At 67.8% G+C, this 10,273-nt stretch carries 13 protein-coding genes, 1 tRNA gene and 1 pseudogene; 7 read left to right on the top strand and 8 right to left on the bottom strand.

The genetic code is table 11. From position 1 onward, the window contains the following. Nucleotides 1-271: pseudogene (locus ACQKJZ_RS15720) on the bottom strand (cobaltochelatase subunit CobS); the annotation flags it as partial. Between the two features lie 231 nt (nt 272-502). Between ACQKJZ_RS15720 and ACQKJZ_RS15725 the strand changes: the two are divergent. From ACQKJZ_RS15725 to ACQKJZ_RS15750, 6 genes are all read left to right on the top strand, one after another. Further along, entirely contained in the window at nt 503-1,267 is a 765-nt protein-coding gene (locus ACQKJZ_RS15725) for a VOC family protein (RefSeq protein ID WP_427732200.1), read from the top strand. A 155-nt stretch (nt 1,268-1,422) separates the two neighbouring features. Continuing rightward, the gene (gene infA, locus ACQKJZ_RS15730) at nt 1,423-1,641 is read left to right on the top strand and encodes a translation initiation factor IF-1 (protein WP_007403889.1); all 219 of its coding nucleotides are present in this window, start codon (nt 1,423-1,425) and stop codon (nt 1,639-1,641) included. Between the two features lie 14 nt (nt 1,642-1,655). Then, nucleotides 1,656-2,225, top strand: a complete 570-nt coding sequence (locus tag ACQKJZ_RS15735) for a Maf family protein (protein ID WP_427732203.1) — start codon at nt 1,656-1,658, stop codon at nt 2,223-2,225. After that, nucleotides 2,218-3,171, top strand: a complete 954-nt coding sequence (locus ACQKJZ_RS15740; RefSeq protein ID WP_427732205.1) for a ribonuclease — start codon at nt 2,218-2,220, stop codon at nt 3,169-3,171. The genes ACQKJZ_RS15735 and ACQKJZ_RS15740 overlap by 8 nt, the downstream gene beginning before the upstream one ends. Continuing rightward, on the top strand, nt 3,168-3,335 hold the full coding sequence (locus ACQKJZ_RS15745; protein WP_427732207.1) for a DNA gyrase inhibitor YacG: 168 nt from the start codon (nt 3,168-3,170) through the stop codon (nt 3,333-3,335). The genes ACQKJZ_RS15740 and ACQKJZ_RS15745 overlap by 4 nt, the downstream gene beginning before the upstream one ends. Before the next feature lie 31 nt (nt 3,336-3,366). Continuing rightward, a tRNA-Phe gene (locus tag ACQKJZ_RS15750) sits at nt 3,367-3,442 on the top strand. A 258-nt stretch (nt 3,443-3,700) separates the two neighbouring features. Here the strand turns inward: ACQKJZ_RS15750 and ACQKJZ_RS15755 are convergent. The 4 genes from ACQKJZ_RS15755 to ACQKJZ_RS15770 are packed head-to-tail and all read right to left on the bottom strand — an operon-like array spanning nt 3,701 to nt 6,016. After that, complete coding sequence (locus ACQKJZ_RS15755; RefSeq protein ID WP_427732209.1) at nt 3,701-4,600, bottom strand: pirin family protein; 900 nt, start codon at nt 4,598-4,600, stop codon at nt 3,701-3,703. After that, on the bottom strand, nt 4,593-5,039 hold the full coding sequence (locus tag ACQKJZ_RS15760) for an NUDIX hydrolase (RefSeq protein ID WP_427732211.1): 447 nt from the start codon (nt 5,037-5,039) through the stop codon (nt 4,593-4,595). Before ACQKJZ_RS15760 ends, ACQKJZ_RS15755 begins: the two co-directional genes overlap by 8 nt. Next, on the bottom strand, nt 5,036-5,728 hold the full coding sequence (locus tag ACQKJZ_RS15765) for a glutathione S-transferase (RefSeq protein ID WP_427732214.1): 693 nt from the start codon (nt 5,726-5,728) through the stop codon (nt 5,036-5,038). The genes ACQKJZ_RS15760 and ACQKJZ_RS15765 overlap by 4 nt, the downstream gene beginning before the upstream one ends. Before the next feature lie 3 nt (nt 5,729-5,731). Then, nucleotides 5,732-6,016, bottom strand: a complete 285-nt coding sequence (locus ACQKJZ_RS15770) for a BolA family protein (RefSeq protein WP_427732216.1) — start codon at nt 6,014-6,016, stop codon at nt 5,732-5,734. 40 nt (nt 6,017-6,056) lie between these two features. Here ACQKJZ_RS15770 and ACQKJZ_RS15775 point away from each other — a divergent pair, with 40 nt between their 5' ends. Continuing rightward, complete coding sequence (locus ACQKJZ_RS15775; RefSeq protein WP_427732218.1) at nt 6,057-6,671, top strand: J domain-containing protein; 615 nt, start codon at nt 6,057-6,059, stop codon at nt 6,669-6,671. A gap of 41 nt (nt 6,672-6,712) precedes the next feature. Here ACQKJZ_RS15775 and ACQKJZ_RS15780 read toward each other — a convergent pair whose 3' ends face one another. The 3 genes from ACQKJZ_RS15780 to nusB form a co-directional block, all read right to left on the bottom strand. Further along, nucleotides 6,713-8,665: an alpha/beta hydrolase family protein gene (locus ACQKJZ_RS15780; protein ID WP_427732224.1), complete on the bottom strand. Its 1,953-nt coding sequence runs from the start codon at nt 8,663-8,665 to the stop codon at nt 6,713-6,715. Between the two features lie 102 nt (nt 8,666-8,767). After that, the gene (thiL, locus tag ACQKJZ_RS15785) at nt 8,768-9,676 is read right to left on the bottom strand and encodes a thiamine-phosphate kinase (RefSeq protein WP_427732220.1); all 909 of its coding nucleotides are present in this window, start codon (nt 9,674-9,676) and stop codon (nt 8,768-8,770) included. A gap of 10 nt (nt 9,677-9,686) precedes the next feature. After that, nucleotides 9,687-10,142, bottom strand: a complete 456-nt coding sequence (nusB, locus tag ACQKJZ_RS15790; RefSeq protein WP_427732222.1) for a transcription antitermination factor NusB — start codon at nt 10,140-10,142, stop codon at nt 9,687-9,689. Between the last annotated feature and the right edge of the window lie 131 nt (nt 10,143-10,273).

The following is a 10,273-nucleotide window of genomic DNA, read 5'->3' on the forward strand; positions in this document are numbered from 1 at the left end:
GCTCGATATGGCTCGACTTGCCGGTGCCGTGATAGCCCTGCACCATCACGCGGCGGTTGTGCGCGAAACCGGCCAGGATCGCCAGCGTCGTGTCGGGATCGAACACATAGGCGGGATCGAGATCGGGGACGCGCTCGTCCGACACCGAAAAGGCCGGAACCTCCATGTCGGTGTCGATACCGAACAGGTCGCGCACCGACACCATCTTGTCGGGAGCGTCCAGAATCGTCGTGTCGCGGCTGTCGGGAAGCGTATTCGGGATGTTGGTCATCAGGCCCTCGTCTCGTCGCTCAACGCCTTAAGCCAATGGCGGCTCCCTACTCAATGGCGGTGATCGCACGAAGATGGCGGGTGGGCGTCCCCGACGGGCGGTTGCAAGCCCCCGGCAACGGGGCCATCCTGGCGCGGCCGAGTCGACGGGCAAGAGGCGGACGAACCGCCCGCCCTCGGCGCGATCGTGACGAAAGACCGGAGACGGGGGGCCTGAGACGGGGGGCAGGATATGGCGAACTTCATCTGGTACGAGCTGCTGGCCGACGACGTGGCGGCGGCGCAGCAATTCTATACGGCGGTGCTCGGCTGGCAGGCCTGCGACAGCGGCATCGCCGGAATCGACTATCGCATCGTGGCGACGACCGAGGGCGAGGCGATCGGCGGGCTGATGCAGCGGCCTGCGGGTTCGCCGGGCGGGCCGGTCTGGATGGGCTATCTGCCGGTCGTCGATGTCGACGAATCGCTGGGCGCCATCGTCGAGGATGGCGGATCCGTGCTGATGCCCGCCTGGACGATACCGGGGGTGGGGCGGATGGCGCTGGTCCGCGATCCGCTGGGCGCGCCCTTCTACATCATGGCGCCCGGGGACGACCGACCGTCGCGCGCCTTTGTGGAACATGGCACCGGCCCCGCTACCGGTCATGTCGTGTGGAACGAACGGATCGCCAGCGACCCCGAGCGCGCGCTGGCCTTTTTCGGGCGGCATTTCGGCTGGACCCAACGGGGCGGCATGCCGATGGGCGAGCTGGGCGAATATCGCTTCCTGTTCGACGGGCCGATCTGTCTGGGCGCGCTGATGGGTACGCCGCCGGGCGAGACGCCGGGATGGCGCTTTCATGTCGCGGTGGACGATATCGACGCGGCGGTGGCGCGGGTGCGCGCGGCCGGCGGCCGGATCGACCAGGAACCCGGCGAAATCCCCGGTGGGGAATATTCGGCGCTGGCCCGCGATCCGCAGGGCGCACGCTTCGGAATGGTGGGGCCCAGGCGGTAAAATCCTCCGGCGCGGGGCGGGGTCACCACCTTGCTCCGCCGGGCCCGCGACCCCATATCCGGGATCGAATCGGCCACGCCTTTCCTTTTGACGCCTTTGCGGCTATGGCGGCGCCTCTTCGACATACCCTATAACACGACGAACCGAGGTATTTTTTGGCCAAGGAAGAACTGCTCGAGATGCGCGGCCGCGTGGTGGAACTCCTCCCCAACGCGATGTTCCGCGTCCAGCTCGAGAATGATCACGAGATCCTGGGGCACACGGCGGGCAAGATGCGCAAGAACCGCATCCGTGTGCTGGTCGGCGACGAAGTGCTCGTCGAGCTGACGCCGTACGACCTGACCAAGGGCCGGATCACCTACCGCTTCAAGTGAGCGACCGGCCCCACATGCCGCTCGTCCTTGCATCGTCTTCCCCGCGCCGCCGCGATCTGCTGGCGCGGTTGGGAGTCGTGCCCGACCGCGTGGCCTCGCCCGATATCGATGAAGCGCCGCGCCCCGCCGAGCTCCCCCGCGTTTATGCGCTGCGGCTGGCGGTGGAAAAGGCGCATGCGGTCGACCGTGCGGATGGCGAGATCGTCGTCGCGGGCGACACGACCATCGCGCTCGGCCGCCGCATCCTGCCCCCCGCCGACACGCAAGACGTCCAGCGCAAGTTGCTGCGCCTGATGTCCGGGCGGCGGCATCACGCGCTGTCGGCGGTGTGCGTCATCGACGCCACCGGCGAGGCGCGCACGCGGCTGGCCGACACCATCGTCGCGTTCAAGCCGCTCTCCGACGACGAGATCGACGCGTACATCACGTGCGGCGAGGGGCTGGGCAAGGCCGGAGGCTATGCCATTCAGGGCCGCGCCGAGGCGTTCGTCCGCTTCCTGCAAGGGAGCCATTCGGGCGTGGTCGGCCTGCCCCTGTTCGAGACCCGCGCCCTGCTGAAAGCCGCCGGACTGCCGCTTGTCTGAATGGCTCTATGAGGCCGGGATCGGCGAGGCGCGCGCCGCGCTGGTCGAGGATGGCCGGATCGTCCAGGCCGCGATCGAGCTGACCGGAACGCTGACCGTCGGTACGGTGGCGGAGGGGCGGCTGGTCGAGCTGCTCCCCGGTCGGCAGGGGCGGGTGATGCTGGCGCAGGGCGGCGACGTGCTGCTGGCGCCGGTGCCCAAGGGGATGACGCAAGGGGCCGCGCTGACCGTCATCGTCACCCGCGAAGCGATCCCCGAGCGTGGCCGCTCCAAGCTGCCCAAGGCGCAGGTCGCCCCCGAAGATGCTGTCCCCGCCCCCGGCCCCGATCTGCGCATGCGAATCGCGGCGACCGGCCTGCCAGTGCGCGAACTCCTGCCCCATCAGCCCGACGATCTGGAGGCGGCGGGCTGGTCCGAGTTGCTCGACGAGGCGGTGACGGGCGAGATCGGCTTCGGACCGGGCGTGCTGCGCATGACGCCGACCCCGGCGATGACCTTGTTCGACGTCGACGGATCGCCCCCGCACGAGCCGCTGTCGATCGCCGCTGCCCGCGCGGTGGCGGAGGCGATCCTGCGCCACGGCATCGGCGGGTCGATCGGCATCGACTTCCCCACGCTGGAGGGCAAGGGGCCGCGCCAGGCGGTGGCCGAGGCGCTCGACGTCGCCCTGCCGCTCCCGTTCGAGCGGACGGCGGTTAACGGCTTCGGCTTCCTCCAGATCGTGCGGCCGCGCCCGCGTGCGTCGATCCCCGAGCGGCTGGGCATCGACCCGATCGGCGCCCGCGCCCGCGCGCTGCTGCGTCAATGGGAGCGCGAGCCACCGGGGCCGGCGACGGTGCACCGGCTCTCCGCCAATCTTTATGACCGACTGATGGCGAATCCCGACTGGCGCGCGGAATGTGCGCGCCGCACGGGCCGTCCGCTGCAACTGGAACGTAGCGCATGACCAACTGCCCCATCTGCGACAAACCCACCGCCGCCGAGCACACCCCGTTCTGCTCGCGCGGATGCAAGGACCGCGACCTGCTGCAATGGCTGGGCGACGGTTATCGCATCCCGGTCAAAGAAAATGACGAAGAGGGGCTGGACAGCGGCGAAAGCCACCCGTAAAGGCACGCCTCCAATCGCAATCGCGGTGTGGGCCCAAGTAGCTCAGTTGGTAGAGCATGCGACTGAAAATCGCAGTGTCGGTGGTTCGATCCCGCCCTTGGGCACCATTTTTCCTACATTGATGGTGTTTTGACGGTTCGCTGTTCGGCGGACTGTTTTTGCGTGCGGGTGCTGACCCATGGCCTTCGACTTCGCTCAGGCTGAATGGGGTTTGGTATTCTGGGCCTGATCCCACAGCCGTTCAGCCTGAGCGAAGTCGAAGGCCACGCCCAAACCTCACCTCAAACCTACTCCCCCCGCAGGCGGGAGGGGCCGGGGGAGGGCAAGGTGCCTCGCAGAGCGAATGGCCGACGGCCATGCCCCCGTCACGGATAGCTGACGGTCTTCGGAAGCTCCGGGATCTCGATCCGCTCCAGATCGTCCCCCGGCACTTCGGGAAATTCGCACGCCTTCCACGCCCGCTTGGCTTCCTCGATCCGCTCGCGGCGCGACGAGACGAAGTTCCACCAGACATGGCGCGGTGTGGTGAACGCATCGCCACCGCACAGCATCACTCGGCCACCGTTCTCCGACCGCAGGGTCGCGGCGATTCCGGGCTTCAGGATATAAAGACGCTGCGGCTCCAGCGTCATGCCCTCCAGGCGCGCCTCGCCCAGTGCGCAATAGATGGCACGTTCCTCGGCCGACGAATCGATCGGGATGCTCCCGCCCGGCTCCAGCGCGATGTCGGCATAGATGGTGCCCGCATAGGTCGTGGTCGGCGCGCGCTTTCCCCATAATTCGCCCATGATGACCCGCGCGGTGGCGCCCTGGCCCTCGATCACGGGCAAGGCGCCCGCCGGCACATGCTCGAAGGCCGGGTCGATCTCCTCCAGCGCCTCGGGCATCGCCAGCCAGGTCTGAATGCCCGACAGCACCGGTCCCTGCGGCCGGACCTCGCTGGGCGAGCGTTCGGAATGGACGATGCCGCGCCCCGCCGTCATCAGGTTCACCGCGCCCGGTTCGATCACAAGATCGCTGCCCAGCGAATCGCGGTGCCCGATCGCGCCGTCGAACAGATAGGTGACGGTCGACAGGTTGATATGCGGATGCGGGCGCACGTCGATCCCGGCCCCCGGCAGGAACTGTGCCGGCCCCATCTGGTCGAAGAAGATGAAGGGGCCGACCATCGTCCGCTCCTTGTTGGGCAGCGTGCGGTGCACCTTGAACCCGCCCAGATCATGGCTGGAGGGTTGCAGCGTGCGCAGCAGGAAATCGTCAAACATGAGTCGGCTCCGTGGCGTCGAGCAATGCGATCAGGTCGGTCGGGAAATAGGGTTCGTCATGCGCCGCCAGCTCCTGCCGGGTGAACCAGCGCCAGCTTTGCATCACCCTTTGTTCGAGGACGGTATGGCCCGCCCCGTCCACCGCGTGCGCATCGACATCGACACGGAAATAGCGCTCGTCCGCCTCGACCTCGACACCCTCGATGGTGCGGAACTCGACCTGCCGCCGCGCCACCTGCGGCCCGCAATCGCGGTCGAGCCCGGTTTCCTCCAGCAACTCGCGGCGCGCGGCGTCTTCATAGCTCTCGCCCGGATCGACCGCGCCGCCGGGCGTGCACCAGAAGGGCGGGCGGTCATCGGGGGTGAAGCGGAACATCAGCGTCCGCCCCGCGCCATCCACCAACAGGATGCGCGCGGCGGGACGGGGCAGGCGGGTCATTCGGCGTCAAGCTCCGGGTAATGGCGGAAAATTCCGTCCTCGTTGAACGCCTGTCGCCGATCGCTGTCCAGATAGACGGCGATGCCGGGCAACGACTTGACCCGGTCGTGCAGGGCGATGAGCGCCGGGTAATCGCCCTCGACCGCCGCCATGCGCTTCGGAAACATGTAGCGCAAGCCAGCGATCAGTTGGAACAGCGAGGTGTCGACCGGCGACCAGCGTCCACCCGCCATCCAGTCGCGGCCCTCCAAAGCATCCTCGAAATAGCCGAGGAATTTGGGGATTCGCTCATCGCGAAACTGTGCGGCCGCGCGGGCGGCTTCGGACTTCTGCTCGTGATAATAGGCCATCATCGCGACCGGGTGATGGACGTTGTGCACCTCGGCCACCATGTCGCTGATCGTCAGTTGCAACTGGTTCAGCCAGACGCGGTCACTCACCGGCGCCAGGTCGTGCCGCTCGGTCAGCCAGTAGAGGATGTTGGCGACCTGCGCGATCGCCTGTCCCTCGGCGCGCAAGTAAGGCGGCGCGAAGGGCAGGCGGTGGCCCTTGCGCATATCGGCGAGCAACGCCTCGGCGCCTTCCGTCACGCCGCGATCACGGTAGGGCAGGCCCGCGGCCTCCAGCGTCAGTCGAACGAATTCGCCGCGTCCCGGCAGGCCGGGCCAGTACCACAGGTCATAGGGCATGATTTACTCTCCGGGCGCCTTCGCGCTGATCGCCAGCGCGTGGATACGCTGCGACAACAGATCGGCCAGCGCGTGGTTCACCATGCGCTGGCGGGCGATGCGCGACTGGCCGGCGAACAGTGGCGATTCGACGACGACGCGGAAGTGGCTCTCGCCGGTGCCGTCATCGCCCAGATGGCCGCGATGCATCGCACTTTCGTTGATGACCTCCAGATGCGTGGGGGCCAAAGCCTCGGTCAGGCGGGCGGTGATCTGATCGGCGATCGGGGCGGTGGTGATATCGGTCATGGCCCCTATATAGACGGTTTTTCGGGACAAGCGGATAGCAGTGGCGCGTCGGTCGAGCAGCGAAACACCCAAGGACAAACCTGGCGCCCGGTTTCACGGCCGGGTCGAGAATACCGGCCGCGCCTGCGATCACGCCGGTTGCGAGGAAGCGGGCGAGTTCCGCGCGCCGCCGCCCGAGGGGGCACGCGGCGGCGATGGCCCCGGCCAGTTCCGCTGGTTCTGCCTGGAGCATGTCCGTGCGTTCAACAGCCGCTATAATTTCTTCGAAGGCATGAGCGCCGACGAGATCCACCGCGCCCAGCGCCCCTATGCGGGGTGGGAGCGCGAGACGCGTGCCTTCGCGCAAGGCGGCACCGATCCGGGGCCGCGCTGGGCCGACTTCTCCGATCCGCTCGATGCCATCGCCGCGCGCTACCGCCGCGAAGCCGCGCCCGAGCGCAGCGACGGCAAGCCGCTATCGGGGCAGGACCGAGAGAGCCTGAAGGTGCTGGGGCTGGAGGCCAATGCCGATCGCGGCGCGCTGCGGCGGCGCTATAGCGAGCTGGTCCGCCGCTATCACCCCGACCGCAATGGCGGCGACCGCAGCCAGGAGGCCCGGCTGCAAAAGGTGATCGCCGCCTATCAACAGCTCCGCCAGGCCCCCGCCTTCGCCTGATCGGTGCCGCCTGGTCGCTGGCGCCGAGCGGGCGTGCACCGTCAGGCGGGGTTATATTTGGCCAGGAACGCGGCCATCGCCTTCAGGAATTCCAGCCGGTCCTCGCCGCGGGTGAAGTGGTGGTCAGCCAGCGGCTGTTCGATATAGTTCACTGGCTTGCCCGCCGCCTTCAGCGCGGCGGCCATCATCCGCGACTGATTGACCGGCACGCGCTTGTCCTCCTTGCCATGGACGATCAGCAGCGGGATCGTCATGTCGGCGGCACCGAAACGGGGTGAGACGGCGCGGTAATCCGGGGCCTGTTTGTGCAGCCAGTCGGCGCGCGTCTTGCCGAACAGGAAGCGCGAATCGTAGCGCTTCATCGCCTGAAGATCGGAGACGCCGGCATAGGAGATGGCGCAGCGATACAGCGCCCCGTCGCGCTGCGCCGCGCGCATCGCGGCATAGCCGCCATAGGATGCGCCGACCATGCACACCCGCTTGGGGTCGGCGATCCCTTCCTTGGCCAGATAGGTGACGGCGTCGTTCAGGTCGTCCTGCATCTTCAGGCCCCATTCGCCCTCACCCTTCTTGGCGAAGTCGGTGCCATAGCCGGACGAGCCGCGATAATTGGGCTGGATCACCGCATAGCCCAGCTCGGCGAGATATTGGGTCCACCAGTCCCAGCTTTCCGAATCGCGCGCGAACGGCCCGCCATGCGGCAGCACGATCAGCGGCAGGTTCTTGTCGGTGCGACCGCGCGGCAGGGTCAGCACCGACTCGATCCTGGTGCCGTCGCGTGCCGTGTAGGTGACGCTGCGCACCGGCGACAGCCGCCGCCCGCGCAGTTGCGGGTTGTTCCACGTCAGGAACTGCATGTTCCCATAGGCGATGTCCCAGTAATAGAGCGCCCCCGCCTGGGAAGGGCCGCCGACCTCGACCAGGAAGCGGTCGCGCGCCGTGTCCCAGGACGTGATCTCGGCACGGCGCGGGGTGACCGCCTTGTCGATCAGGCCCTGCAATTCCTTGATCCGGGGATCGGTCCAGGCATCATGATAGCGCTGGTCGGTATAGCGGATGGCGGCGATGTCGTTGCCCGCTTCGTTGCGGATGACCCCGTCGATATCATAGCCGGTCACGTCGCTGACCTTGCGGCCCAGCTTCAGGTCGGGGAGCGTCACCTCGTAGAGCGCGTCATAACCGTCGCTGTCGTCGATCGCGAGCGCGGTGCCGTCCGCGCGGAAGATGCTGGGGATCAGGACCGATTCGTCCTTGCGGCCATTGGCGCGCGCGATGGTGCGGAAGGACTCGGCGTTGCTCTGGCGATAGAGGATGCTCTTCTGCCGCGTCTCGTCGCTGTAGCGCACGCCCATGCGCAGCTGGCCCTGGCCATCGGCATACCAGTCCCACACATCGGTCTGTCCGCTGGCGATGCGCTTGACCCGCCCGGTCGAGACATCCGCTTCATAGACCGAGGGATAGACATCGGCCATGTTGTAGATGCCGGTCTGCTTGGCGAACAGGATGCGCGGGGTGCCGTCATGCGCGGTCCACAGCACCTCGTCGGCGCGGAAGCCCGAATTCTCCCAGTCGATCTTCACCATCTTCTGCATGTCGGCGCGGATGCCGATCAGGCGGGTGACATAATATTCCTCGCCCTGGATCACGTCCTGGCTGCCTAGCCCGACGACCAGCCATTCGTCATTGACCCAGCGCCACCAGTTAACGTCGACCTTGTCGCTGAGCGCGGCGAGCGCGGGCTTGCCATGATCCTTGACCAGCGGGGCGACCATCAGGAACTGCTTGCCGTTGAGCGCGCGCTTGGCGGCGATGCGGGTACCGTCGGGCGACAGCGCGGGGCTTTCGAACTCGGGCAGCAGCGCGAAGGCCTCGACCGGAACGGGGCCGGTAACGGGGGGCGCGGGCGTGGTGTCCGCGGGCGGCGGCGCGGCCTTGTCCTGCGTCATCGCGGTCAGGCTCATCAGGGCGAGCGCCGTCACCGACGCGCCCAGCATCTTCGTCACACCCTTGGTCACGCAATCCCCCTTGGCCGGACGCTCTCCCCTATGTCCGGCTAATGCGGATTAGCACCGGGCGGCCGCGGCGAGAAAGCGAATTCAGCGTATGGAGGATGCGTGCTCGAAGCCCAGGCGCGGGGGCAGGGGGACCTGGCCGGCGGCGTCGAACAGGCTCAGGCCCGCGCCGGCGTCGAACCGGCCGACCCGCGTGGCGGCGACCGGCGGCGTAACGTCCGGCGGCAGCGCGAAGAGGAGTTCGTAATCGTCCCCGGCGGTCGCGGCGGCGAGCAGTGCCGTCCGATCCTGTCCGCCATGCGCGCGCGCGGCGGGGGAGAGGGGCACGGCATCGAGATCTATGGTGACGGCGATACCGCTGGCCTGCGCCATGCGGGCGGCATCGATCAGCAGGCCGTCCGAGACATCCATCATCGCATGGACGACGGGTGCCAGCGCGCGGCCCTCCGTCAGCCGGGGCTGGGGGCGACGATAGGCCGCGCACAGGGTGTCGGGTCCAGCGCCGCCCATGGCGATGGCCAGCCCCAGCCCGGCATCACCGATCGTACCGGTCACCCATAGGGCATCACCCGGCTTCGCCCCGCTGCGCACCGGGGCGGCGGCGTCGCGGCCGAAGGCGGTGAGCGTCAGCACGCGGGGACCCCGCAACGATACCGTGTCGCCGCCGATTAGCCGCGCGTCGAAGCGGGCGAGGGCGAGCGACAGCCCGTCGAGAAACGCATGGTCCCAGGCGTCATCGCCCAGCGGATAGTTGAGCAGCACCCCCTCGACCAGCGCCCCCTTGGCGGCAAGGTCGGACAGGTTGGTCGCGACCAGCTTCCACGCGACATCGCCGGGCGGGTCCTGGGGCAGGAAATGCACCCCCTCGACCAGCGTGTCGGTGGTGATGACCAGCGGCCCGGCGTCGATTACCGCGCTGTCGTCCATCAGGCCGTGCGCGCCGGGATGCAGCGGCATCCGGCGCAATGCGGCGATGAACTCCGCCTCGGTCATCGGGGAGGGATCAGGTGCGCGCGACCTTGGCGATCGCGTCGAGCAGACCGTGGACGAAACCCGATTCACGCTTTTCGTAAAAAGCATGGGCGACATCGACATATTCGCTGATGACCGCACCGACCGGCACGTCATGGCGCGCGATCAGTTCATAGGTGCCGGCGCGCAGGATCGCCTTCATCGGCTTGTCGAGGCGGTTCAGCGTCCAGCCCTTGGCCAGCTTGCCCTCGATCATCACGTCGATCTCGCCCAGCCGCGCCTGCACGCCCTTCACGATGTCGTCGAAGAAATCGATGTCGGCCTCGGCATATTCGACGTCTTCGATCGTCGCGCCGATGCGATGATTGTGGAATTCGTGGAGCAGCGCGGCCAGCGGGGTCTGTTCCATGTCATGCTGGTAAAGCGCCTGAACGGCGGCAAGGCGCGCGGCGGCGCGCGCCTGGGTACGGGCGGTGGGACGAGTCATTGGCGGGCCTTTACCGGGCTGTCGCCAATTCGTCACGTATTTTGGGAGCGGGGGTGTTCAGGCGGGGGCTGGACGTGGCCTTCGACTTCGCTCAGGCTGAACGGAGCGAGGGGATTGAGGCCCGGCATACC

Source organism: Sphingomonas sp. NPDC019816, assembly GCF_050274375.1.
GTDB lineage: Bacteria > Pseudomonadota > Alphaproteobacteria > Sphingomonadales > Sphingomonadaceae > Sphingomonas.

Coding starts and splice junctions, on each gene's coding strand:
- ACQKJZ_RS15770 (WP_427732216.1), bottom strand. CDS start 6,016: ATGACCGATATCACCACCGCCCCGATCGCCGATCAGATCACCGCCCGC.
- thiL (WP_427732220.1), bottom strand. CDS start 9,676: ATGACCGAGGCGGAGTTCATCGCCGCATTGCGCCGGATGCCGCTGCAT.
- ACQKJZ_RS15765 (WP_427732214.1), bottom strand. CDS start 5,728: ATGCCCTATGACCTGTGGTACTGGCCCGGCCTGCCGGGACGCGGCGAA.
- ACQKJZ_RS15725 (WP_427732200.1), top strand. CDS start 503: ATGGCGAACTTCATCTGGTACGAGCTGCTGGCCGACGACGTGGCGGCG.
- ACQKJZ_RS15735 (WP_427732203.1), top strand. CDS start 1,656: ATGCCGCTCGTCCTTGCATCGTCTTCCCCGCGCCGCCGCGATCTGCTG.
- ACQKJZ_RS15745 (WP_427732207.1), top strand. CDS start 3,168: ATGACCAACTGCCCCATCTGCGACAAACCCACCGCCGCCGAGCACACC.
- ACQKJZ_RS15780 (WP_427732224.1), bottom strand. CDS start 8,665: ATGCTGGGCGCGTCGGTGACGGCGCTCGCCCTGATGAGCCTGACCGCG.
- ACQKJZ_RS15755 (WP_427732209.1), bottom strand. CDS start 4,600: ATGTTTGACGATTTCCTGCTGCGCACGCTGCAACCCTCCAGCCATGAT.
- ACQKJZ_RS15760 (WP_427732211.1), bottom strand. CDS start 5,039: ATGACCCGCCTGCCCCGTCCCGCCGCGCGCATCCTGTTGGTGGATGGC.
- nusB (WP_427732222.1), bottom strand. CDS start 10,142: ATGACTCGTCCCACCGCCCGTACCCAGGCGCGCGCCGCCGCGCGCCTT.